The sequence below is a fragment of the Enterobacter cloacae complex sp. 2024EL-00227 genome (assembly GCF_043945315.1).
Lineage (GTDB): Bacteria > Pseudomonadota > Gammaproteobacteria > Enterobacterales > Enterobacteriaceae > Enterobacter > Enterobacter roggenkampii.
In genome coordinates this window covers 1-21,705 of the sequence record NZ_JBIMQP010000021.1, presented here as the reverse complement: position 1 = coordinate 21,705, position 21,705 = coordinate 1, and the positions used below count along the sequence as shown (strand labels likewise).

The following is a 21,705-nucleotide window of genomic DNA, read 5'->3' as shown; positions in this document are numbered from 1 at the left end:
GGGTCGCATAATCTTTGGCCGCTTCGTAGTCGAGGAACATGGCATGAACCACGGCAGCCTGGCGGCTGCAAATTGAAAACCGCCCCGGTTCGTCCTGTTGTTGCCGCACGCCCCGCAGAATATGTATGCTCTGAGGACCTGTTTTATTAAGGACTCATCCCCTTATGTTGACCCGCAAAAGTATCGATACAGTTCTGCTCTCTGTTGGTGCTGAGAAGCTCTCACAACGAGAATGGGACTGGATGAAAATGCTCAAACCCATGGACCCACCACCTGCGATGGTGACGACCTCCATCCTGAAGCGCCGTGGCGATACAGCAGCCCTTACCCTGCTACAGGATACCGGGGTTTAATCCATCCTCATGTTGTCCGGTTTTACTCCCCGCCCTCTGAAACGTCTGTTCACAGCCAACCAGTGCTGGACGTCCTTCCTGGATGCGGGCGGTCTGCGCGATATCGAGGTTGAAGCCGTCACCAAAATGCTGGCCTGCGGCACACGGATACTGGGTGTAAAAGAGTTCGGGTGTGATAACCCGGACTGTCAGCACGTAAAGTACCTGACCAACTCATGCGGCAGCCGTGCCTGCCCGTCCTGCGGAAAGAAGGCCACAGACCTGTGGACAGCAACACAGCTGAATCGTCTTCCTGACTGCGACTGGGTACATCTGGTCTTCACCCTGCCGGACACGCTGTGGCCGGTGTTCGAAAGCAACCGCTGGCTGCTGAATGACGTGTGCCGTCTGGCGGTGGAGAATCTGCTGTATGCCGCCCGAAAACGGGGGCTGGAACCCGGTATCTTCTGCGCCATCCACACGTATGGCCGTCGTCTCAACTGGCATCCGCATGTACATGTGTCTGTAACCTGTGGAGGTCTGAATAAGCATGGTCAGTGGAAAAAGCTGAGCTTCCTGAAAGACGCGATGCGTTCACGGTGGATGTGGAATATGCGGCAGCTGCTTCTGAAAGCGTGGTCAGAGGGGATGGCAATGCCGGAGTCGTTGTCACATATCACGACGGAATCACAGTGGAGAAGCCTGGTGCTGAAATCCGGCGGAAAATACTGGCATGTGTACATGTCGAAGAAGACAGCCGGAGGGCGGAATACGGCACGCTACCTGGGTCGTTATCTGAAGAAGCCACCAATAGCGGCTTCCCGACTGGCTCATTACAACGGAGGGGCAAGCCTGAGCTTCCGTTACCTGGACCACAAAACGGGAGAAACGGCGACGGAAACGCTGACACAGCGTGAGCTGGTCGCGAGGCTGAAACAGCACATCCCGGAGAAGTTTTTTAAGATGGTGAGGTACTTCGGGTTCCTTGCCAACCGTGTGTGTGGAGAGAAGCTGCCGCAGGTGTACCGTGCACTGGGGATGGATAAACCGGAACCAGTGGCGAAAGTGTGCTATGCACAAATGGTGAAACAGTTCCTGAGTCGTGACCCGTTCGAATGCGTGCTGTGTGGCTGCCGGATGGTATACCGCCGGGCCATTGCGGGGCTGAATGTATCAGGGCTGAAGAAAAACGCGCGGGATATCAGTCTACTGAGGTATATGCCGGCCTGACACAGGCTAAGTGTGCCCGGGAATCGGTGAAAGTATAAAAAACAGCCTGTTACGGTATAAAAATCGACCATACAGAGAGGGAAACCACCGGAGTGGTGGGAAAAGCAGAAAGGCTCACGTGGCATAAGGCGTGGACAATGGTATCGACTGGTTTTTCAATTTCCTATACGTCAAGCCTGAGTGATTTCATGTGCGTGTAATCCATCGCCCAGATGATTTTTGTGAAGAAGAACTCGCGCTCGTTCATGTCCGGGCGCGCGTCCTGGCCCTCCGTGCCAACGGCCAGCAAGTAATCGGCCTGAATTGGCAGTATCAGCGCGCGTAGTAAGTCATGGATCGCCGGTTGCGGCAGTCTGTGCGCCAGATTAATTACCCGGTCGAACTTCAGTTTATCCTGCTTGCGCTTGTCGATCTGCTCCATCAGATTTCATGGCCCCCTTCTTCATGCTCATGGGTGTGTTCTTTTCCGGTATGGCTCTGTTCCGCCTGAGACGTCTGCGGCATGGCGTAATCGTCGTAAATGCTGCTGTCAAAGTCGTAGTCGGATGCTTCGGCATAATGCTCGTAATCGGCATACTCCTGCGCGCTCCACTGCTGATCGTCGGCAGCAGCATAATCATGGGCCAGCTCTGCATCATTTTGCTGTGCTTCATGACGCCGCAGGCCAACGGAATCATCCATAGGGTTCTGCTTAAGATGAAAGGCGTCCTCTGCGTTGCTCACCGGCTGATAATCAGTGCCGGTTGTCATGTTATGTTCATCGGGTTTCTGGTTAAACGCCATGCTTTCCCCCGTGGCTTCTGGCAGACCTTTTTCAGCTGATCGGGTTTCTAAACTGGTATCGCGGCCAATATCCTTAAACCTGGCCTCAAGCCCAAAGAAACGGTCAATTTCTGCGGCCGTGGTTTTCGGGCTGTCGCGGCTCACGCTCGATGCCAAAGATTTTTTATCGTCGGTAAAAATTTCCACCTCATGACGCGCACGCGAAATACCAACATAAAAAACGTCCTTAGAAGTGGTAAGCGATTTGGTATCTATGTTGAACAACACGCGATCACAGGTAAGCCCCTGGGATTTGTGGACGGTGGTTGCATAAGCATAGGAAAGATAAGAAGCCTGTTTTTTATCCAGCTCAACCGTGCGCCCTTTTTTGTCCTCAAGCGTCAGTTTTTCACCCTCCACGGTTTTCACCGTGAAGCGGTCGCCGTTGGCAACGTCCAGCGTTTTATCGTTACGCGTTACCATAACCTTATCGCCCGGCGCCAGTTCGGCGCTGACTGCCTGGTATACAGACAGCTTGGTGTGTGTACGCGGGCTGAAAGCGATCTGCTCACCGCTGATGCTTTCAACCGTCAATTTGTTGCCCGGCCCGGTATCAAGAACCTGGTAAGACTCGCCCCGCTTCATACCATTTTTGTAATCCTGTTCGGGGATAATGATTTGCCCTTTACTGAAATAACGGCTGTCGCGGCGTTCCGCCTGTGTCGAATCCACGCGGTCAAGTAGCGTGAACGTTTCGCCGGTTCCGGCAAGCCCCAGATTGCCCCGGATGTAGTCATTGAGGGTTTTGCGTGAGGCGTTCGTACCAGAGATTATCAGGGTGGCATCCTGTTGTTCTGAGGACAGAGACAGGTAGCGATCGGCAAGTTGAGCGAGTCGGGGCGCTTCTTCCTTCAGTTCGTTCACGCCGGTGATATTTTTCAGGGCGCGCGCGGCATTACCTTCAGCGGCATACTTAACCGCCTCAAGCAAAACTTCATTCTTCTGTCGCTGAATGTCTTTCATGTAGCTGGTCTGCATACCTGCTTTAATCAGCTGCTCAAAAGGCTTACCGGCTTCTACCGCTTTCGTCTGTGACGTATCCCCCAGGAATACCGCGCGAGCGTTATGCTTCTCGATTACCTCCATCAGCTGTTTCATCTGTCGGGCGGGTATAACCCCGGCTTCATCAATGAATACGACTGATTTTTCATCCAGCTTTTTATCCTTCGCTTTGAGGAAAGCGGCAACGGTGCGGGCCGGTAATCCATCATCTTCAAGCGCTTTTTTCTGTGTCCCATAGGGGGCCAGCGCCGTGACCTTCAGCCCTTGTGACTCCAGCAGCTCTTTAGCGGCCATCGTCATATAGCTTTTACCGGTACCGGCGTAACCATGTGCGGCCACAAACCGATCTTTGCTCGTCACAATTTCTGTAACCGCGCGCATCTGCTCCTTCTTGAGGGTTTTCCCGGCAAGCAGCTGGCCTGCAATCTCTGCGGTCAGCTGTCGCGGCATCTGCCCCCGGCCGCGTGATTCGATAGTCAGAATGGAACGCTCAAGGCGAATACCCTCCACGGTAGTGACGCGGTGGCTGGTCTTTTTAAGCCTGCCGTTTTTAATACCATCATCTACCGCAAAACGGGCTTTATCCGCACGCATCCCGCTATTCGTCAGCGAGTCGATCCACTCTTTGCGCGTCAGAGTTTCGGCCATAACTGAAGCACCGACCTTCAGAGTTGATTGATACCGGGCTTCGCCCTCGATGATGGCGCCCTTCTGTACCGCCTTCAGGTACGCTTTTTCAACATCGGCTATTGTGGCATGGCCCAGCACCTGCTTATTAGCGATTTGAATCAGCTTCTGGCGTTCAAAGCTGGCATCGCGCTCTGACAGCGACTTAACTGCAAACTGGATAGCCCGGTCAGCTTTAACCTCCGGGCTGGTAAAATCCGGGGCCATGTTGCGCGCTATATCAGCCTCCAGAGGTTTACCGTGTCCCTGCCATTCACGGTTATCAAAATCAATGCCGAGCGTTTTGGCGCGGCTGGCCCATTCCTGGTGAATTTCTTCACGGGAATGCTCTGTTTTCTTTTCACGCGTAGCCATCGAGACGCGGCTTTTCGTCTGAGCATCGGCGGTTTCCCGCGTCAGACCCATTGCAGCGAGTCCCTTTTCAATTTGCTCCGACCGGCGGGAAAAAGCGCGAATCTGTTCATCTGAAAAATGGGCCATATCGAACGTGTTATTTTTGCTGTTGTAACGCAGCTCATAACCGGCTTTGGTCAACTCCAACGCCAGCTCCTGTTTGTAAACATCGCCCAGGTGCATTTTGTTACGCATCAGCTCATCATTTTTGAGCGCGCGCCACTGGCCGTCCTCGCGCTGGGTCATGTTCATGACAAAAGCGTGTGTGTGCAAATCAGGATCTAGCGCCCTGGACGTTTCGTGGCGGAAAGTAGCGACGACAAGGTTATTGGTATTCTGGGTTACTGATTTCCCCTGGCGAGTCGTCCGGGCCTGCGCGAGTTTTTCAGCTTCACGCACAGCAGCGGCAACAGCTTTTTCATGAGCCTCGATAATGGTTTTATCGCCGTGTATCAGCGCCTGCATGGATACCCCTTTAGGCGCTGAAAACGTCAGGTCGTAGCCCAGACGCTCTTTTTTGGCATCACCCACGTGTCGCTGCATATGCGTGAAGGTATCTATCTCACCGACAAGCAGCTCTTTAAACCGGGCTGATTCAACGTCCCCGGACAAGCCGAGGGCTTCAGCTCCGGTTCCCTGCCAGGACGTGAATGATGAATCCTTACTGTAGTAATCATCCTTTGCATCAGAGTAGTAGCCCACAACGCTAGTGACGTTCTGGCGGGTAATCGTGGTTATATCAAGCATCAGATCTCCCTCAGTTCAATGCCAGGAACAGGGTTTTTGCGATGGTATTTAACGTGTTTAGCCTTGAACTTAGCGACGGGCATATCACCAGGCAACGCCAGATAGCCGGTGAGGTTTGGCAACATTGATATTTCGGTAGGCGTTACGGCACGAACAACTTTAACGTCGCGGCGTTTACGGACAATCCAGGGCTTCTGAGGATCGGATTCTTTACGCTCAACTTCGCCTTCTATCTCACCGAGTGAGCGCGACATTTGATCCAACGTTTCATCACCGAGACGGCTGCCGCCCAGCACGATGTTAGAACGCATGTTAGCCAGAATTGTCTGAGCCATATCCCGACCATAAACCTTAACCAGCTGAGAATAGGTTTGATAGCCAGCATAAACACACAGACCGCTTTTACGCCCTTTGGTCAGTGCATCGTTGAGGTTTGGCAGAAACTGGAGTGATTCCAGCTCGTCAATAAATACATTAATGCGGCTTTCTTTTTCACCCATACCCAGCACGATAGAAAAAATCGAATCCAGCCAGCAGGAAATTAGCGGATTAAGTGACCTTTTCATTTCTTCCTGCCAGGTGATAAACAGGGTTCCCGGCTTTCCATCATCAAGCCAGTCACGCAGGGAAAAATTACCTTCCGGCATTTTCAAATGTGGGGCAAGATTCTTACTGAGAACAAATCGCGCGCTTCCAACTGCTTTTTCAGACCCGGAAAAAATAGCTTCGGCAGGCGTCCCCATTAAAAATTCTTTTAATTTTTTCTGGTCAACGTTACAGGCCCAGTGAATAACTTCTTCCATAGTTACTGTGCTATATAGGCTGTGAAGTTTTTTCGAAACTTCACTAAAAATAAGACGGCCATAGCCGAACCATTCTTCAGTAGCCATATCAGGGCTTTCCTGAACAATAGAGTTCACTAAGCGCTCGTAATCATATGAACGGCGAATTTCATTGAAAAACACCCAGCCTTCAGTGCGTTTATCATAGGCGTTTAAAATAACATCGCCGGGACGATAGAAATTCTTTAAGAAGCCCCCATTTGGATCTAAAGCAATATTTTTGCCGCCTCTAATGATGCTCTTAAATAACAGTTCATTGAAAATTGTGGTTTTACCAGTACCGGTTGTACCGGCAATCGAAAAATGCAAGTTCTCAGCGTATGTAGGTATGGGGATATTAGCCACGGTTAACTGGTTGACACCTCTTTCGCGTGTTTTATCAGCGAGTGTTCTGGCGCGAACAAGCTCTGTACCACGATAAATCTTTTTGAATCTTTCGCCTTTAAACACGCGTGATTTATCATAAATGATAAAAGCGATCAGACCGCCAACACCAATAAACCAGCCAGCAATTAAAGCTGACCATAAAGGCCATAGCGAAAAAGTATTCTTAACCAGATACGGAATCAGGTATTTAGCCGTGGATGGATCAATACCGTAGGTAAATTTTGCAACTAGAAACCATACCATCACTGGAGGCAAAGTAATTGCAAATAAAAATGCTAAGCCTCTTTCTCTATCGTCCATTTCAGCGCTCCTTTTTTGGTTCCCAGACTTTGTAGCCGTTACGTTCAACCTCTGCTTTTGCCGCTTTGGTTTTGCCCGGTTCTGCTATCGAGCGCAGGAGGATTAGCGTTTCAATAGCGAGTGATTCATGCAACATCATCTGTCCTGCCGGTGGGAATTTTACGCCAGATAGCGTTTCGGTTATTGCCTTCAGCTCATCGCGCAGTGGGCCAAAATCCGCATCTGAAGCACGGTCAAAAAGATAATCCAGTTTGCGATTTACGTCGCTCAGCCGGTCGGCAACTATTTTCAACCCGGACTCCCGATCACCTGGGCCAGCTTCAATGCAGCGCCGCAGATAATCTGACCGATTACCTCCTGAAACCAGGTCTATATAGGCCAAAAGTTCATCTGATACTTTTGCGGTTATTATTGGCATTCAGTCCTCACATTGTGCATTTTTTAAACAAAAAATTGGGATCTAACAAGCTGAAATCTTAGTATTACCAAAGTAATAAAGCAAACTCATTATAAAACAATGAGTTATTGGGTGTTTTTAATACCTAATTATTACCGAATATTGTTGCTATTTATTTTTTTATCTTTTAAATCAGTATGATAGCGTGATTTATCGCGCTGCGTTAGGTGTATAGCAGGTTAAGGGATAAAAAATCATCTTTTTTGGTAGGGGCGATCTACGTAGGTTAAGGACTAACTGGCTAAAAAGCGTTCAATATTCCGTATTCATGCTTGCATGAATACCAGTACAACAAAAGTACATCAAAATTACATCAAAATTACATCACTTGAAGGTTGACAGTACAACAAAATTACATCATTCTTTGGTCATGAGGTAGCCAGTACAACAAAAGTACATCAAAAGTACATCAAAAGTACATCAAAATTACATCAAAATTACATCATTCTAAATGAGGGTACTATGAAGCCCAAAAGTATCAGGGCGGCACTTCAGTTGATGTTGCCGGAAATAGAAGAAATGCTGTCACTGGGAGTTTCCAGGGAGGAAATTTATAAGGCAGTTTCTGAACGCTTCGGCCTGGAAGGTGTGAACGTTCGTAGCTTTGATACGTCCCTATATAGAGCGCGGCAAATCCGGAAAAATGGAATGCACAATACACATGAAAGGATGCCGAACAATGATGATAGTGTATTGCACAATACACAAAAAGGAGGTAGCGAGAAAGGTGCAGAGGAAAGTGTATTGCACAATACACAAACGCCGCCTGAGCCTGAACCGCAAGGAAGTGAAAAAAAAGAAAGTCCCGGCATTATTGATAAAGAGTTCTTCAATAAAATCAGTGAAGATTTCGACCCTAAGATGTTCAATAAAAAATTCTGAGGTGATTTATGAAAGTAGCGGTAATTAATTACAGTGGCAGCGTTGGTAAAACCTTAATTTCATCCTACCTGTTAGCCCCGCGTCTGACTGGAGCAAAATTCTATGCGGTTGAAACTATCAACCAGTCTGCTTCCGATCTGGGGATTGAGAATGTTTCCATTTTTAAAGGTGATGACTTTTCACGGTTGATTGAAGATATTGTTTTTGAAGATGCCGGGATTATTGATATTGGTGCGTCAAACGTAGAAGCGTTCCTGATGGCAATGTCCCGCTTTGACAGTGGCGCGAATGAATTTGATAAGTATGTAATCCCGGTTACGCCTGATAATAAGGCCATTGATGAAAGCCTGAAAACAGCACATACGTTAAGTAAGGCAGGTGTAAGCAGCGATAAAATCATCTTTGTTCCAAACCGCATTAGTCCAGATAGTGAAGTAGAGGATGTACTGGCGCCGGTATTTGAATTTGTCAAACGAACGAAAGTTGGCAAAATCAGCAAGAAATCTGTTATTTATAACAGTGAAGTTTTCGAATATCTCGCGTATCACCGTATCTCATTCGAAGCATTGACCGCTGAAGATCCAGAAGAATTTAAAGCCCGCGCTAAACAAACAACGGATGCTGACGAGCGCAAAAAACTGGCCCGCCGTTATACCTACATGAAACAGGCAATTCCTGTTAAAGCTAATCTCGATAAAGCATATGCGGCTTTAATGGGAGAATAAAATGGAAAAGCAGCCAGATAAATTTGAAGTTCTGATGGATTGGTTTTTAGGTGACGCGAAGGAAATCACCGCAAGTCAGAAAGAAATGACTGAGATACTTTCTGCGCTTTCGGAAAAGCTGGCAAAAGACACCGAAAGTTTAGGAGAGACGGCAGACTCTCTTAAACGGACTTTAGTAGAAAACCAGCGTTCAATTAGCCTGGCAATTAGTGATGATGCTAAGGCGCGTGAGGAATTTCTGACGAAGTTCCGCCGCGCGCAGGCGTCCAGAGCTGAGACGTTAACCCGTCAGATCCTTTTTATTACAGCTGGCTGCACTATTGTGGGCGCCGCCGTGGGTGCCGCGATAGCCATAATTCTACTGAGATAATGTAAACCGGGCATGTCCCGGTTTTTTTTCAAGCGAAGCGCGGAGGCCGCAGGCCGGAGGCATTAGTGGCCGCCGCCCGAAGGGGCGAGACGCGTAGCGGCTCGATGCGCAGCACGGCAGAACGGCCCCGCAGGGGTAATGCCCGGTTTAATTCAACGTGACAGTCACGTGGAGGAAAAATATGAATGACCGACAGCGTGAACAAGCCCGTATTCGCCAGGCCCGGCGCCGCGCGCGACTCAAAGAGGAAGGCGCTAGCGTGACAGTCACGCTAACAAAACAGGAAGAAGCAATGTTACAGGAGCTTTGCCGGGTTCGTCGTCCAGGACGAACAGCCTATTCCACGAATGAGTTTTTCCAACTGCTGCTGATCCGAAACTGGCAACAGTGGCAGGAGCAAAAGGCGCAGCTGGGGAAATGCCAGGCTTGCGGAAAGCTGAAAGCGGAGGGAGGTTGCGGCGGCGAACGGCAGAGCGAAACCTTTAACTGCTGGCTAGCCGTCGAAGCAAACGAGCTTAATGTGTAGTGTATTGTGCTATACAGAAATTGCCAAAAGCAGCGCGGAGTAATAACTGAAACGGCCGCGCAGCGGAAAGAAAAAAGCCCGGTCAATCCGGGTTTTTTTCTTTCGGCGGCTCAGTAATCGTCTAGATCTCCGCAGCCCAGCGGGCAACAATTACGCTCAATACCGTGGCTGCAATAATCGTTTTCCCGATCCTGCCGGATTTCTTCCGCGATCTCGTCTTGGGTCAGATAGTCAAATTCACGCCGCGCTACCGCGATCAGTTCTTCCCGATACTCGGCCGGAACGCCAGCAAGATAGCCGTCAATAACCGCGCTCAGGCGGCGCTGATACAGTTCATAAATCAGGCCGCAGCGGGGCTGCTGTTCGCGCGCAAAACTCTCACACTGGCGACGAAAATCTTCAAGAGTCTGCTCAAGGGTTTGTGTGGTCATGTCGTTTGTCCTCGATCTTTCTGTTAAAGACCCGGCTTGGCCGGGTCGTCAGTGCTATTTAGTTTGTTGCAGCAGCTGGTCTAATTTTGCCGCCAGTGCATACGTCGATGTGAAAGCGCCTTGCAGGCGCTGATTAGGCAGCTGGTTGAACGCTTCGAGGCAGGCGCGCAGCAATAATTCTTTCTGAGATTCGACTTCTTTTTTCAGCTGGGAAGGGGTGGTAACAGTGGTCATGCTTACTCCTTAGTGATCCGATACCGGCAATTTTTCGGGTGGCGGTATTGCCTCCCGATGATTTAATTATCGGTGATTACGCCTTTAAAGTCAATACAAGTACGGAATTTATTTACATGTTTTTATGCCCGTCAGGGCATGGAAGGCGACCGCGCCGGACTCCACCGGACACCGGCCGCAAATCGCCGGAAACTGCGGGACTGACCGGAGCAACAGGCCAACCCCCCTTCCTGCTAAGCCATAACCCAGCCCGCCGCCACGCAGCTGCCGCACGTCCCCCACGGGGGTGCGCAGTGGGCGCCGCGCGCCTGCGCGCGGGTACAGCGGCCCGCCTGCGGGTCGCGGCGCCGTACTGCGAGTTAGCGGCCGCCGCGCGGCCGGTTACGGGGGACACCGCACCGTCACGGCCAGCGCCCCGCTGAGCTGCACAATCCACGGATAACACAATAGCGCACTGGCAAAGGATGCCGACGCCTGAAGGGCGTTGGCACCCCGAAGGGGCGGGGCGAGACGGGAACCGGCTCGATGCGCAGCACAGCAGAGCGGCCCCGAAGGGGTAACGCCCTGTGTGGCATCAGGATTTAGCGCAATGGCAGAACATGAGCTGGAGAGATCACCGGCAAGCAGCAGCAAAGGGGCGGCGCAGCCGCCCAGATGGCTGTTTGCCGATACCGGCGATTAATTAGAGCGGTGTTTAATATCCCCCGCGTGGCGGGGGACTAGGTTTCAGCAAGTCATGTTAAATACGTGTCCGTCATGTAAACTGAAATCCCCAATAAACAGATCCCGCGCATAGGCTACGATGTCAAAATATCGGGCTACGGATTCAGGAATTTCATTCAGTAGACCGCTATCATTCAGGTATTCCTCTGCAAAAGTTTCTTCGTCCTTAGCTTCGCCCATATAGGCATCTCTAAACAGGTCGAAATCAGTGCTATTAAACAGATCAACAAAGGCCACAAACGCCGCTTCGTTTCCTTCCTCGCGGGCTTGTTTAAAGCCGTTAATAAAATCCCAGTTGATATGGCACTCTGACGCCATATCAGACGGAATACCCTCCCAATCCTGGAACATAAATTCTGGATCAGCCTCATTTGCGTGTAACTCGCGGCAGCGCTCGTAAAACTCCTCTGAGCTATCAAAATCGGTCAGATCGAGCCAGGCTCCCGCAATGCTTCCGCAGTTGTATTTATGGTAAGTGCCAACATAAACAGAAGGGGTCGTAATATCAGTCATGGTGTACTCCTTAAAGCGCCGATACCGGCAATTTTTCGGGCGGCGGTATTGCCTCCCGATGATTTAATTATCGGTGATTACGCCTTTAAAGTCAATACAAGTACGGAATTTATTTACATGTTTTTATGCCCGTCAGGGCATGGAAGGCGACCGCGCCGGACTCCACCGGACACCGGCCGCAAATCGCCGGAAACTGCGGGACTGACCGGAGCAACAGGCCAACCCCCCTTCCTGCTAAGCCATAACCCAGCCCGCCGCCACGCAGCTGCCGCACGTCCCCCACGGGGGTGCGCAGTGGGCGCCGCGCGCCTGCGCGCGGGTACGGCGGCCCGCCTGCGGGTCGCGGCGCCGTACTGCGAGTTAGCGGCCGCCGCGCGGCCGGTTACGGGGGACACCGCACCGTCACGGCCAGCGCCCCGCTGAGCTGCACAATCCACGGATAACACAATAGCGCACTGGCAAAGGATGCCGACGCCTGAAGGGCGTTGGCACCCCGAAGGGGCGGGGCGGCCGCTTGCGGCCGGGCGAGTCCGGCGCAGGGTGTGGCCTGCCAAGCGGAGCGCGGAGGCCGAAGGCCGGAGGCGTTAGCGGCCGCTGCCCGCGTAAGCGGGGCGAGACGGGAACCGGCTCGATGCGCAGCACAGCAGAGCGGCCCCGAAGGGGTAACGCCCTGTGTGGCATCAGGATTTAGCACAATGTCAGAACATAAACTGGAGAGATCACCGGCAAGCAGCTGCAAAGGGGCGGCACAGCCGCCCCGATGGCTGTTACTTGTCTTTGTCGCGTAGCACTTTGATTAGGCCGGTTACGGCCGTAATCAGAGCGGCCAGCGAGGTGATGATTTGCGGTAGGTTTTCGAGGATGGTAGAGGTCATATAGCACCTGTAGAGAAGTTGGCGGGGTGTCGTTTCCGACGGCCGCACTGTAACCGGGCGAATAAGGCAGGTTGTCAACAGCTTGAGCGAAGCGTCTGTTGACAACCTGCCGCGCCCGGTTTCACTGCGGTCATAGGCGGAACGACCCACGCCAACGGAACGGCTTTATGACCGGGCAGCTGAGATACCGGCGAACCTGGCTGGCGGCTGACGCCAGCCGCCAAGCGCCAGCGCGGAGGGCGAAGCCCGGAGGCCAAGCGGAGCGCGGAGGCCGAAGGCCGGAGGCGTTAGCGGCCGCTGCCCGCGTAAGCGGGGCGAGACGGGAACCGGCTCGATGCGCAGCACAGCAGAGCGGCCCCGAAGGGGTAACGCCCGGAGTCTGCCGCTGTTTATCTCTCGTTCCATCTGAAATCGGCGGTAAGGCCATTAAAAGGGTCAGTTTATCAGGGGGGCGTTAGCCCCCCATGTTGTTAATCATCAGGCAATATCGTCTTTGTAGCAGGCATAACCGAAGCTAAGCTCTGTTTTCATATAGTGGCGGGCAAAGTCCCAGGCATCGTGGCCGAAGTCCTCATAATCTGCCAGGACGATTTCGCGGGCTTTGTGCCATTGCTGTACGGAAGAAAGCGGCAGAACAGGGCAGGGAAGCGACCAGTCAGTGACGGTGTTGCAGATCATATCTGCCAGACGCTCCAGGGAGCCGTAAACCAGCTCTGTGCGCAGATCCGCCACCATGCGTTGTTTACGCAGTGATGCCAGATAATCAATCTCTTTGGTTATATCAGAATTTAAGCGGGTCTGGTAATCCATGATGTACTCCTTTGCGCGCCGATACCGGCAATTTTGCGGGCGACGGTGTTGCCTCCCGATGATTTAATTATCGGTGATTATGTCCTCAAAGTCAATATAAGTACTGAATGTGCATACAAAATTTTATATCTTGCAAAGCGTTCATAGAGTGCCTGAATCGCTTTCTGACAGCCTCAATAAAAAAGGCGGGGATTACCCGCCTTTTTTCTTACAGCTGCTTACGTGGCTTTTTACGCGTCATATACAACGGTATCGCGCAGTCTACCGCGTACAAAAAGCACGCCAGCGCGCCGCAACCGTACAGAAACGCAAGCGGCTTATTATCGAAGTAGCTGAAAACCCCTGTCGCCGCACACAGGCCCAGAACAGAGACGCAGGCGCAGGTGATCTGCACCAGATCCCTGTATCCCGCACGAACGATAAACCAGGGCAGGGCAAGCGCAGCGGCGCTAAAAATTAATGCGAGAGGGACAAAAACGAGATAGTGATACATGTGAACTCCTTGATGGTTGCCGATACCGGCGATTGTTCGGGCGGCGGTATTGCCACCCGATGATTTAATTAGAGGTTTTGCGCGTCCAGGAGATTGACCTGAGCCGGGGTAACGTGAAACTTTTCCCCTTTATGGATCACGTTATGCGGGGCGCTAATTTCATCACTGATAAAGCTAACCGGGTAACGTTTTTTACCGCAAATCCGCTCGCTAAACCACGCCACTTTTGCCGCTGGCCGATCCACTGGATGAACAATCACACCGGCCATGCTGCAACCCGTTGCGGGTTCGTCCAGCGTAATGCTTACCGGGACTGTATCCCGGTAAAAAAACTTAACCGGCGGCACACCTGCCTGCGTAGCGGCTGCGACAACTGCAAGCCCGATAACCGCTATCCGATTAATAAGCATTTTATTCCCCTTACTCATGCTGATATCACCTTGCCAGCTGTTACCAGTTTACGAAATTCGCTTTCATGAATTTCACGCCCATGCTCAAGCGTTGAATACACGTTGCCGATAAGCCAGTTACCAGCCGTTTTTGTCTCGGTATACCACCATGCTTCTGTCAGAGTAAGCAGCGGTTCGCTATCCTCGCCCTTCTCATAGATCCAGATTTTAGTGACGTCTTTACCCGTTTCGTTGCTGCCCTGAATGGTAGGGTCAAAGGTATGTTCAATCTCTATATCGAAGTAACGCTGAAGGAAGTTAGTAAAGTGCATGACGACTCCTGTAAGCGCCGATACCGGCAATTTTTCGGGTGGCGGTGTTGCCTCCCGATGATTTAATTATCGGTGATTACGCCTTTAAAGTCAATACAAGTACGGAATTTATTTACATGTTTTTATGCCCGTCAGGGCATGGAAGGCGACCGCGCCGGACTCCACCGGACACCGGCCGCAAATCGCCGGAAACTGCGGGACTGACCGGAGCAACAGGCCAACCCCCCTTCCTGCTAAGCCATAACCCAGCCCGCCGCCACGCAGCTGCCGCACGTCCCCCACGGGGGTGCGCAGTGGGCGCCGCGCGCCTGCGCGCGGGTACGGCGGCCCGCCTGCGGGTCGCGGCGCCGTACTGCGAGTTAGCGGCCGCCGCGCGGCCGGTTACGGGGGACACCGCACCGTCACGGCCAGCGCCCCACTGAGCTGCACAATCCACGGATAATGCAGGAGACGAATCATGATAGGAGGCTGAAGGGGAAATGAGCGGCAGCAGGGGAAGGGGTTGCCAAGCGGAGCGCGGAGGCCGCAGGCCGGAGGCGTCAGTGGCAGCTGCCCGCGTGAGCGGGGCGAGACGCGTAGCGGCTCGATGCGCAGCACAGCAGAACGGCCCCGGAGGGGTGACGTCCGGGGGTTCGCTTTTAAAGATTTTCGACCACATCAGTAAATCGTAGTGACACCATGAAGCAAAAGTATCGTGCAGACCAGAATCAACAACAGTAACAGCAGACCTTTTTTTCGACGTAATAAAACCGGCCCCAAAGCGCCCGCAAGAAGCACACTCAACACGATTTCCGTTATGCTAATCGTATTCATAATCTCTCACGTTTCCCTTTTTAGAACTCTGCCACACACGGATAAAACCTTATAACAAAGCAACAAAACCCGTTATTCAGACACGGTAATGCCTAGTTTTTTTGCCAGAATTTCAGATGACAAAGAAACCCTTATCGACTTCCCGGTTACAAGGTGAATGATTGTGGCTTCATGCCCTTCAACAGAGTGGGATATTAACTCACGCTGAATGATATGCGTCTCTCCATCATTTCCCGTCACGGCTATTAGGCTCTCTGTAGAACAGGGGTTGATACTACTAATGTTGGTGTTGTTTTCGGTTTTGTTCAGCATCGCTGATCCTCAAATATCGGTTTGTGTTACGTCTGCCGCTTTGCGCTGGATAAGCGACTTAAAGAAATCCGACGCCTTCAGAATATCGCTATCCTGGAAGTCGGGAAATGTCGCTTCTGTCAGCTCCTGCGCCGTACCTGCCCGTATAACGGTTTCATCGCGGATCATCGTTCGCTTAACGCCATCAGCCTGTTTTTTGCTGAAGGAGTGCCGGAAAATAATCGCGTATTGGCCGCCGCTATCCTGATGAACAGAAGTATCCCAGCGATGATTACCCTGTTTACGATAGTGGTGATAGATTTGCTGGCCGTAGCGCTCCTGATCGGAATTACGGTAATCGAACATTAACAGTTCCAAAAGCATTAACCGATCTGGCAATTGCCAGGCGGTAGGGTGTTGAAGTGTCGCTAACATAGTTTCCCCTGAGCGTGACAGTCACGATAAGGCGGGCTTTGCCCGCCTGGTTATCAGTTAATCAATGGCACGATAAATACGATTCTGGCTTTCGTTCTCCAGCGTATTAACGTACTCCCGCAACAGGTGATACCGGTTAGCCATCGTTTCGTTCAGTTCGGCTTTGCCTTCTTCATATGCCAGCCCGCAAAAGTAACTGTAGGCATACAGACAAACAATAATCCCTACTTCGCGCGCGCTGCATTCACCTTCAAAATAGTTAGGTAACGAGAGCCAAAGAGGTTGGGGCGCTTCCATAAAAAACGCGCCATTGCTGGCCTGAAGGTATTCCCAATACCCTCCCTGGTAGTCTTTAGCGTAACGATTCAGAAAGGACTGAATGAAGTGATCTGCGCTGAAGAAAGCGCCACGAAATGCCGCAGGCATGAAGTTCATGCGGGCGTTTTCAGAAATGTAGCGGGCGGTGATTTCGATAGTTTCCATGATACTTCCTCTTTAAGCCGATACCGGCGATGGTTAAGCGGCAGGCACATCACCTGCCACTTTTTAATTATCGTACAATGGGGCGTTAAAGTCAATACAAGTACGGATTATATTTACCTAATTTTATGCCCGTCAGAGCATGGAAGGCGACCTCGCCGGACTCCACCGGACACCGGGGGCAAATCGCCGGAAACTGCGGGACTGACCGGAGCGACAGGCCACCCCCCTCCCTGCTAGCCCGCCGCCACGCGGCCGGTTACAGGGGACACTGAGAAAGCAGAAAGCCAACAAACACTATATATAGCGTTCGTTGGCAGCTGAAGCAGCACTACATATAGTAGAGTACCTGTAAAACTTGCCAACCTGACCATAACAGCGATACTGTATAAGTAAACAGTGATTTGGAAGATCGCTATGAAGGTCGATATTTTTGAAAGCTCCGGCGCCAGCCGGGTACACAGCATCCCTTTTTATCTGCAAAGAATTTCTGCGGGGTTCCCCAGCCCGGCCCAGGGCTATGAAAAGCAGGAGTTAAACCTGCATGAGTATTGTGTTCGTCACCCTTCAGCAACTTACTTCCTGCGGGTTTCTGGCTCGTCAATGGAAGATGGCCGCATCCATGATGGTGACGTACTGGTTGTGGATCGCTCGCTGACGGCCAGCCACGGCTCAATCGTAGTCGCCTGCATCCATAATGAATTTACCGTGAAGCGGCTACTGCTGAGGCCCAGACCCTGCCTGATGCCGATGAACAAAGATTTTCCTGTGTACTACATTGACCCGGATAATGAGAGCGTTGAAATCTGGGGAGTGGTTACGCATTCCCTTATCGAGCATCCGGTATGTTTGCGCTGATTGATGTCAATGGCATGTACGCCAGCTGTGAGCAGGCATTTAGGCCAGATCTGGCAAACCGAGCAGTGGCCGTTTTATCCAACAATGACGGCAACATTGTGGCCCGTAATTACCTGGCGAAGAAAGCGGGCCTGAAAATGGGCGATCCGTACTTCAAAGTCAGACCCATAATCGAGCGTCATAACATCGCTATTTTTAGCTCTAATTACACTCTCTATGCCTCCATGTCGGCCCGGTTCGCGGCCGTAGTTGAGTCCCTTGCAAGCCACGTCGAACAGTATTCAATCGACGAGCTTTTTGTTGACTGCAAAGGGATAACGGCCGCCATGAGCCTTGACGCTTTCGGGCGCCAACTGCGCGAGGAAGTCAGGCGACACACAACGCTGGTATGCGGGGTCGGTATTGCCCGTACTAAGACGCTGGCGAAGCTGTGTAACCACGCTGCAAAAACATGGCCCGCTACTGGCGGGGTGGTTGCTCTGGACGATGGCGCCAGACTGAAGAAATTAATGAGCATCCTGCCGGTTGCGGAAGTCTGGGGCGTCGGCCATCGTACAGAGAAAGCACTCGCCACAATGGGGATCAAAACGGTGCTGGATTTAGCCAGGGCAGATACGCGCCTAATCCGTAAGACGTTTGGTGTTGTGCTTGAAAGAACGGTACGGGAGCTACGCGGCGAGGCTTGCTTCAGCCTGGAAGAAAACCCTCCGGCGAAGCAGCAGATTGTTGTATCGCGCTCATTCGGCCAACGCGTAGTAGCCCTGGCGGATATGCAGCAGGCGATCACCGGATTTGCAGCGCGCGCAGCTGAAAAACTGCGTAATGAGCGGCAATACTGCCGCGTCATAAGCGTCTTTATCCGCACCAGTCCTTATTCAGTGCGTGATACACAGTATGCCAATCAGGCAACCGAAAAACTGACGGTGGCAACCCAGGACAGCCGCACGATAATTCAGGCGGCACAAGCCGCGCTGGCGCGGATCTGGCGGGAAGATATTGCGTATGCAAAAGCAGGGATCATGCTGGCCGATTTCAGCGGAAAGGAGGCCCAGCTGGATTTATTCGACTCTGCTACGCCTTCAGCTGGCAGCGAGGCGTTAATGGCTGTTCTCGATGGCATAAACCGGCGTGGCAAGAGCCAGCTGTTTTTTGCAGGCCAGGGCATCGATAACTCCTTTGCCATGCGCCGTCAGATGTTGTCACCTGATTACACGACAGACTGGCGCTCGATACCAACAGCAACCATCAAATAATTACCGGCGCCGCACGCGGGCCGGTCAACCCCTCAACCGGCCGAAACGAGTTTCGGCGCGGTTTCGCGGTTTTCGGTAAAAGGCGTTTCATCTGTATAAAAGATCAGCTAAATTATGTGTATTGCACAATACATATATGTGAGGTTAACAGTGAATTTGCCTACGCCCGAAACCTACGATGAACTTCAGAGAGCCTACGATTTTTTTAATGAGAAGCTATTCAGCAACGAGCTGCCGCCATGCCTGATAACGTTGCAGCGTGAGAAGCGAACGTATGGCTATTGTTCCTTTAAGCGTTTCGTCGGCCGTGAGAGTGGGTACACGGTAGACGAGATCGCTATGAATCCGGTGTATTTCTCGATCAGAACCATAAAGGCCACGCTTTCAACACTGGTGCATGAGATGGTTCATCAGTGGCAATTCCATTTTGGCGAGCCTGGCCGCCGTGGCTATCACAACAAACAGTGGGCGGCCCGGATGGAACGGGTAGGACTAATGCCTTCTGATACCGGCGAACCGGGAGGCAGGAAAGTGGGCCAGAGCATGACCCATTATATTATTGCCGGTGGCCCTTTCGATATGGCCTGTGATGAACTGCTGACAGGCCATTTCCGGCTTTCCTGGATGGACAGGTTTCCGCCTTACCAGCCTAAGCCTGGCGCTGTGCTAAGCCCTACAGGAAAAGGCTATATTGACGACGAGGAAGATGATAGCGAACACGAACAGGAGGTGGAGGAAGGGCGCGACCCGGTTGAACTCGACGACGAGATCATAGAGGCCATGCGATTTGTAACCCCGCCGCCTGAAGCGCCGGTGAACAAAACAAACCGGGAAAAGTACAGCTGCCCGGTGTGTCATATCAATCTCTGGGGTAAACCGGGGATAGTGGTTTACTGTGGTGGCGAGCACTGTAATAAAGCCGCGTTAGTAGTCTTAAAATAAAGTCCTTTCGGACTTTATTTTTTTTCCATTTCCGAGGTCGTGATGTTATTAATGCTGTACTTCGCGGCTTCTTTTAAAACAGTTTCAGCAAGGCTTGCTGGTATCCAGACCTGAACTAATTTTAATGGTTCGCCGTTCTCGGCTTTAAGAGTGGTGTTCTGGTACAAATCCCAGATTCGCTTAACGGTGCTGGAAATGTTTTGCTTGGAACGGCCTACTCGCGTGGCTACGTCTGATGATTTCTCACCTTTGACAAGCACGGAATAGCCAATATCTGTTGTGATGTGTGCAAAGGAAGCCATTTGCGGCAGCAGCTGTTTCCATTCTGTTTCTGAAATTCTGTTTTTCTGAGCCATCTGTGGCGCCTCCGTAGTTTTGGTTACAGAAAGGATATACTCAGAATAAACTGGGGTCAATACAAGTACGATTTTTATAAACTTTATTTTATTTGAGGGTGAGGCCCGGTGCGGCAGCAGCGCGGGCCTCGATGGTGCCGCGAAGGTGCTGGCGCCATGCTTGGATTAAAACATGAACCGTGAAGAACTGCGAAACTTGTTTTCGCGGTTCTGAGGGGTTGACCGAGCCGCGAAGCGGCGCTGGTAAGCGATGATATGCACATATCCACAGGCATATTTTTAAAAGGTATTTTATAGATTTTTTATCTTTTTAAAGTCTTTTAGAGCTATATAACTCATTGATTTAAAATCATAAATAAGTGTTATCTCTGGGAATCCGCCCACCTTGTTATGGGAATTGGCCCACCTATCTATGGGAAACACCCCACCTTACTATGGGAATTAGCCCACCTTGTTATGGGAATTGGCCCACCTTAGACGAAACTGTAAAAAATGTATTTACTTGTTTGAACTTTGTGGTAGTGTGGAGAGTAATTTTTAACCCACAAAGGCAAGGCTCATGGATAAGTTGCTGAACAAAAAGATAAAAGTTAAGCAGTCTAACGAGCTTACCGAAGCTGCTTACTACCTCTCGCTAAAAGCAAAGCGCGTTCTCTGGTTATGTCTTATGCAGACGTATTTCACAGCTTCAGTAAGCGAAGATGATGATGAGATGGCTGTACTCGGTGACTCTACTTTCAAAGTAAAGGTGGCTGACTATGAGCAAATTTTTCAGGTAAGCCGTAACCAGGCTATCAAGGATGTTAAAGAAGGCGTGTTTGAGTTAAGCCGTTCTGCGGTAATCTTTTACCCGAAAGAAGGGAGTTTTGACTGCGTCGCGCGCCCCTGGCTAACAGAGGCTGGCAGCCGATCAGCTCGTGGTATCTGGGAAATCGAATTTAACCATAAACTCCTGCGGTACATTTACGGCCTGACGAACCAGTTCACCACCTACTCGCTCCGCGATTGTGGCAGTCTTCGAAATCCACGGACGATCCGCCTTTATGAAAGTCTTGCTCAATTCAAATCTTCAGGCTTATGGGTTACTACTCATGCTTGGTTAAATGACCGTTTCCTTTTGCCGGAATCCCAACAGAAGAACTTGGCAGAGTTGAAACGATCTTTCCTTGATCCTGCACTCAAGCAGATAAATGAGAAAACACCTTTACTTGCTAAGTATAGTATTGATGATTCAGGAAAATTTCTGTTCTCAATAATTGATAAGCAAAATCCCGTCTGACATAAATCAGCACACATGAGCCTGTCATTTGACAAATTTTTGTCATGAAGATGGGCGAATTTCCACACAGCACCGGCGCCCGGCAAGGTGGGCGGATTCCCACACGGCACCGGCGCCCGGCAAGGTGGGCGGATTCCCACACGGCACCGGCGCCCGGCAAGGTGGGCGGATTCCCACACGGCTCCGGCGCCCGGCAAGGTGGGCGGATTCCCACACGGCACCGGCGCCCGGCAAGGTGGGCGGATTCCCACACGGCTCCGGCGCCCGGAAAGGGTGGGCGGATTTCCACACAGCACCGGCGCCCGGCAAGGTGGGCGGATTCCCACACGGCACCGGCGCCCGGCAAGGTGGGCGGATTCCCACACAGCACCGGCGCCCGGCAAGGTGGGCGGATTCCCACACGGCACCGGCGCCCGGCAAGGTGGGCGGATTCCCACACGGCACCGGCGCCCGGAAAGGGTGGGCGGATTTCCACACAGCACCGGCGCCCGGCAAG

The 21,705-nt window shown here is 51.6% G+C and carries 25 protein-coding genes; 10 read left to right on the top strand and 15 right to left on the bottom strand.

Annotated elements, in window-relative coordinates; genetic code table 11:
* The first annotated feature begins 164 nt into the window (after positions 1-164).
* Together ACHH0Z_RS23080 and ACHH0Z_RS23075 are read left to right on the top strand one after the other, a co-directional pair.
* Positions 165-353, top strand: a complete 189-nt coding sequence (locus tag ACHH0Z_RS23080; RefSeq protein ID WP_000957857.1) for a hypothetical protein — start codon at positions 165-167, stop codon at positions 351-353.
* A 9-nt stretch (positions 354-362) separates the two neighbouring features.
* On the top strand, positions 363-1,562 hold the full coding sequence (locus ACHH0Z_RS23075) for an IS91 family transposase (RefSeq protein ID WP_000948429.1): 1,200 nt from the start codon (positions 363-365) through the stop codon (positions 1,560-1,562).
* A gap of 163 nt (positions 1,563-1,725) precedes the next feature.
* Here the strand turns inward: ACHH0Z_RS23075 and ACHH0Z_RS23070 are convergent, their stop codons facing one another.
* The 4 genes from ACHH0Z_RS23070 to ACHH0Z_RS23055 are packed head-to-tail and all read right to left on the bottom strand — an operon-like array spanning position 1,726 to position 7,160.
* Complete coding sequence (locus tag ACHH0Z_RS23070; RefSeq protein ID WP_015243641.1) at positions 1,726-1,983, bottom strand: hypothetical protein; 258 nt, start codon at positions 1,981-1,983, stop codon at positions 1,726-1,728.
* Positions 1,983-5,213 (bottom strand): MobF family relaxase, encoded by a 3,231-nt coding sequence (gene mobF, locus ACHH0Z_RS23065; RefSeq protein WP_000884351.1) that lies wholly within the window; start codon positions 5,211-5,213, stop codon positions 1,983-1,985. The genes ACHH0Z_RS23070 and mobF overlap by 1 nt, the downstream gene beginning before the upstream one ends.
* Positions 5,213-6,742 carry a type IV secretion system DNA-binding domain-containing protein gene (locus tag ACHH0Z_RS23060; RefSeq protein ID WP_000342688.1) on the bottom strand — a complete coding sequence of 510 codons (1,530 nt, stop codon included), beginning with the start codon at positions 6,740-6,742 and terminating at the stop codon, positions 5,213-5,215. The genes mobF and ACHH0Z_RS23060 overlap by 1 nt, the downstream gene beginning before the upstream one ends.
* 1 nt (position 6,743) lies before the next feature.
* The gene (locus tag ACHH0Z_RS23055; RefSeq protein ID WP_001749975.1) at positions 6,744-7,160 is read right to left on the bottom strand and encodes a hypothetical protein; all 417 of its coding nucleotides are present in this window, start codon (positions 7,158-7,160) and stop codon (positions 6,744-6,746) included.
* A 501-nt stretch (positions 7,161-7,661) separates the two neighbouring features.
* On the opposite strand from ACHH0Z_RS23055, the gene stbA reads away from it, so the two are divergent.
* From stbA to ACHH0Z_RS23035, 4 genes are all read left to right on the top strand, one after another.
* On the top strand, positions 7,662-8,081 hold the full coding sequence (gene stbA, locus ACHH0Z_RS23050) for a plasmid stabilization protein StbA (protein WP_001749974.1): 420 nt from the start codon (positions 7,662-7,664) through the stop codon (positions 8,079-8,081).
* A gap of 8 nt (positions 8,082-8,089) precedes the next feature.
* Entirely contained in the window at positions 8,090-8,806 is a 717-nt protein-coding gene (stbB, locus tag ACHH0Z_RS23045; protein WP_001749973.1) for a StbB family protein, read from the top strand.
* A 1-nt stretch (position 8,807) separates the two neighbouring features.
* Entirely contained in the window at positions 8,808-9,176 is a 369-nt protein-coding gene (stbC, locus tag ACHH0Z_RS23040; protein WP_000414913.1) for a plasmid stabilization protein StbC, read from the top strand.
* 181 nt (positions 9,177-9,357) lie between these two features.
* A complete protein-coding gene (locus tag ACHH0Z_RS23035; protein WP_000999874.1) occupies positions 9,358-9,702 on the top strand; it encodes a hypothetical protein in 345 nt (114 codons plus the stop codon).
* Between the two features lie 110 nt (positions 9,703-9,812).
* Here the strand turns inward: ACHH0Z_RS23035 and ccgAII are convergent, their stop codons facing one another.
* The 10 genes from ccgAII to ardB all read right to left on the bottom strand — a co-directional run bounded on the left by ccgAII (position 9,813) and on the right by ardB (position 16,524).
* Positions 9,813-10,133 (bottom strand): protein CcgAII, encoded by a 321-nt coding sequence (gene ccgAII, locus ACHH0Z_RS23030; protein WP_001749971.1) that lies wholly within the window; start codon positions 10,131-10,133, stop codon positions 9,813-9,815.
* A gap of 54 nt (positions 10,134-10,187) precedes the next feature.
* The gene (gene ccgAI, locus ACHH0Z_RS23025) at positions 10,188-10,367 is read right to left on the bottom strand and encodes a protein CcgAI (RefSeq protein WP_000214483.1); all 180 of its coding nucleotides are present in this window, start codon (positions 10,365-10,367) and stop codon (positions 10,188-10,190) included.
* Between the two features lie 726 nt (positions 10,368-11,093).
* Positions 11,094-11,603: an antirestriction protein ArdA gene (locus ACHH0Z_RS23020; RefSeq protein WP_000129958.1), complete on the bottom strand. Its 510-nt coding sequence runs from the start codon at positions 11,601-11,603 to the stop codon at positions 11,094-11,096.
* 1,352 nt (positions 11,604-12,955) lie between these two features.
* Positions 12,956-13,288 carry a hypothetical protein gene (locus tag ACHH0Z_RS23015; protein ID WP_012561126.1) on the bottom strand — a complete coding sequence of 111 codons (333 nt, stop codon included), beginning with the start codon at positions 13,286-13,288 and terminating at the stop codon, positions 12,956-12,958.
* Between the two features lie 208 nt (positions 13,289-13,496).
* On the bottom strand, positions 13,497-13,781 hold the full coding sequence (gene ccgC / locus ACHH0Z_RS23010) for a protein CcgC (protein ID WP_001750002.1): 285 nt from the start codon (positions 13,779-13,781) through the stop codon (positions 13,497-13,499).
* Between the two features lie 68 nt (positions 13,782-13,849).
* Positions 13,850-14,191: a hypothetical protein gene (locus ACHH0Z_RS23005; RefSeq protein WP_015344948.1), complete on the bottom strand. Its 342-nt coding sequence runs from the start codon at positions 14,189-14,191 to the stop codon at positions 13,850-13,852.
* 14 nt (positions 14,192-14,205) lie between these two features.
* Positions 14,206-14,502: a protein CcgD gene (gene ccgD, locus ACHH0Z_RS23000; RefSeq protein ID WP_000545925.1), complete on the bottom strand. Its 297-nt coding sequence runs from the start codon at positions 14,500-14,502 to the stop codon at positions 14,206-14,208.
* A gap of 885 nt (positions 14,503-15,387) precedes the next feature.
* The gene (locus tag ACHH0Z_RS22995) at positions 15,388-15,627 is read right to left on the bottom strand and encodes a hypothetical protein (RefSeq protein WP_000932975.1); all 240 of its coding nucleotides are present in this window, start codon (positions 15,625-15,627) and stop codon (positions 15,388-15,390) included.
* A gap of 9 nt (positions 15,628-15,636) precedes the next feature.
* Positions 15,637-16,041, bottom strand: a complete 405-nt coding sequence (gene ardR / locus ACHH0Z_RS22990; RefSeq protein WP_000881513.1) for an antirestriction protein ArdAB regulator ArdR — start codon at positions 16,039-16,041, stop codon at positions 15,637-15,639.
* A gap of 57 nt (positions 16,042-16,098) precedes the next feature.
* Positions 16,099-16,524 (bottom strand): antirestriction protein ArdB, encoded by a 426-nt coding sequence (ardB, locus tag ACHH0Z_RS22985; protein ID WP_000447669.1) that lies wholly within the window; start codon positions 16,522-16,524, stop codon positions 16,099-16,101.
* 414 nt (positions 16,525-16,938) lie between these two features.
* Between ardB and mucA the strand changes: the two genes are divergently transcribed.
* The 3 genes from mucA (at position 16,939) to ACHH0Z_RS22970 (ending at position 19,574) form a co-directional block, all read left to right on the top strand.
* Complete coding sequence (mucA, locus tag ACHH0Z_RS22980) at positions 16,939-17,379, top strand: translesion error-prone DNA polymerase V autoproteolytic subunit MucA (protein ID WP_000861760.1); 441 nt, start codon at positions 16,939-16,941, stop codon at positions 17,377-17,379.
* Positions 17,367-18,632 carry a translesion error-prone DNA polymerase V subunit MucB gene (gene mucB / locus ACHH0Z_RS22975; RefSeq protein WP_001749980.1) on the top strand — a complete coding sequence of 422 codons (1,266 nt, stop codon included), beginning with the start codon at positions 17,367-17,369 and terminating at the stop codon, positions 18,630-18,632. The genes mucA and mucB overlap by 13 nt, the downstream gene beginning before the upstream one ends.
* Before the next feature lie 150 nt (positions 18,633-18,782).
* Positions 18,783-19,574 (top strand): SprT-like domain-containing protein, encoded by a 792-nt coding sequence (locus ACHH0Z_RS22970; RefSeq protein WP_001452808.1) that lies wholly within the window; start codon positions 18,783-18,785, stop codon positions 19,572-19,574.
* Between the two features lie 14 nt (positions 19,575-19,588).
* Here the strand turns inward: ACHH0Z_RS22970 and ardK are convergent, their stop codons facing one another.
* Complete coding sequence (gene ardK, locus ACHH0Z_RS22965; protein ID WP_000057569.1) at positions 19,589-19,930, bottom strand: antirestriction protein ArdAB regulator ArdK; 342 nt, start codon at positions 19,928-19,930, stop codon at positions 19,589-19,591.
* A 559-nt stretch (positions 19,931-20,489) separates the two neighbouring features.
* Between ardK and ACHH0Z_RS22960 the strand changes: the two genes are divergently transcribed.
* On the top strand, positions 20,490-21,209 hold the full coding sequence (locus ACHH0Z_RS22960) for a replication initiation protein (RefSeq protein ID WP_001749982.1): 720 nt from the start codon (positions 20,490-20,492) through the stop codon (positions 21,207-21,209).
* Positions 21,210-21,705 lie beyond the last annotated feature (496 nt).

Excerpts from the sequence above, each read along its gene's own strand:
- ccgD (WP_000545925.1), bottom strand. The coding sequence starts at position 14,502 with ATGCACTTTACTAACTTCCTTCAGCGTTACTTCGATATAGAGATTGAA.
- ACHH0Z_RS23020 (WP_000129958.1), bottom strand. The coding sequence starts at position 11,603 with ATGACTGATATTACGACCCCTTCTGTTTATGTTGGCACTTACCATAAA.
- ccgAII (WP_001749971.1), bottom strand. The coding sequence starts at position 10,133 with ATGACCACACAAACCCTTGAGCAGACTCTTGAAGATTTTCGTCGCCAG.
- ACHH0Z_RS22960 (WP_001749982.1), top strand. The coding sequence starts at position 20,490 with ATGGATAAGTTGCTGAACAAAAAGATAAAAGTTAAGCAGTCTAACGAG.
- ACHH0Z_RS23035 (WP_000999874.1), top strand. The coding sequence starts at position 9,358 with ATGAATGACCGACAGCGTGAACAAGCCCGTATTCGCCAGGCCCGGCGC.
- ACHH0Z_RS23080 (WP_000957857.1), top strand. The coding sequence starts at position 165 with ATGTTGACCCGCAAAAGTATCGATACAGTTCTGCTCTCTGTTGGTGCT.
- ardB (WP_000447669.1), bottom strand. The coding sequence starts at position 16,524 with ATGGAAACTATCGAAATCACCGCCCGCTACATTTCTGAAAACGCCCGC.
- ardK (WP_000057569.1), bottom strand. The coding sequence starts at position 19,930 with ATGGCTCAGAAAAACAGAATTTCAGAAACAGAATGGAAACAGCTGCTG.
- stbB (WP_001749973.1), top strand. The coding sequence starts at position 8,090 with ATGAAAGTAGCGGTAATTAATTACAGTGGCAGCGTTGGTAAAACCTTA.
- ACHH0Z_RS23005 (WP_015344948.1), bottom strand. The coding sequence starts at position 14,191 with ATGCTTATTAATCGGATAGCGGTTATCGGGCTTGCAGTTGTCGCAGCC.
- mobF (WP_000884351.1), bottom strand. The coding sequence starts at position 5,213 with ATGCTTGATATAACCACGATTACCCGCCAGAACGTCACTAGCGTTGTG.
- stbA (WP_001749974.1), top strand. The coding sequence starts at position 7,662 with ATGAAGCCCAAAAGTATCAGGGCGGCACTTCAGTTGATGTTGCCGGAA.
- ACHH0Z_RS23060 (WP_000342688.1), bottom strand. The coding sequence starts at position 6,742 with ATGGACGATAGAGAAAGAGGCTTAGCATTTTTATTTGCAATTACTTTG.
- ACHH0Z_RS23015 (WP_012561126.1), bottom strand. The coding sequence starts at position 13,288 with ATGGATTACCAGACCCGCTTAAATTCTGATATAACCAAAGAGATTGAT.
- mucB (WP_001749980.1), top strand. The coding sequence starts at position 17,367 with ATGTTTGCGCTGATTGATGTCAATGGCATGTACGCCAGCTGTGAGCAG.
- ACHH0Z_RS23070 (WP_015243641.1), bottom strand. The coding sequence starts at position 1,983 with ATGGAGCAGATCGACAAGCGCAAGCAGGATAAACTGAAGTTCGACCGG.
- ardR (WP_000881513.1), bottom strand. The coding sequence starts at position 16,041 with ATGTTAGCGACACTTCAACACCCTACCGCCTGGCAATTGCCAGATCGG.
- ACHH0Z_RS23075 (WP_000948429.1), top strand. The coding sequence starts at position 363 with ATGTTGTCCGGTTTTACTCCCCGCCCTCTGAAACGTCTGTTCACAGCC.
- stbC (WP_000414913.1), top strand. The coding sequence starts at position 8,808 with ATGGAAAAGCAGCCAGATAAATTTGAAGTTCTGATGGATTGGTTTTTA.
- ACHH0Z_RS22995 (WP_000932975.1), bottom strand. The coding sequence starts at position 15,627 with ATGCTGAACAAAACCGAAAACAACACCAACATTAGTAGTATCAACCCC.
- ccgC (WP_001750002.1), bottom strand. The coding sequence starts at position 13,781 with ATGTATCACTATCTCGTTTTTGTCCCTCTCGCATTAATTTTTAGCGCC.
- mucA (WP_000861760.1), top strand. The coding sequence starts at position 16,939 with ATGAAGGTCGATATTTTTGAAAGCTCCGGCGCCAGCCGGGTACACAGC.
- ccgAI (WP_000214483.1), bottom strand. The coding sequence starts at position 10,367 with ATGACCACTGTTACCACCCCTTCCCAGCTGAAAAAAGAAGTCGAATCT.
- ACHH0Z_RS23055 (WP_001749975.1), bottom strand. The coding sequence starts at position 7,160 with ATGCCAATAATAACCGCAAAAGTATCAGATGAACTTTTGGCCTATATA.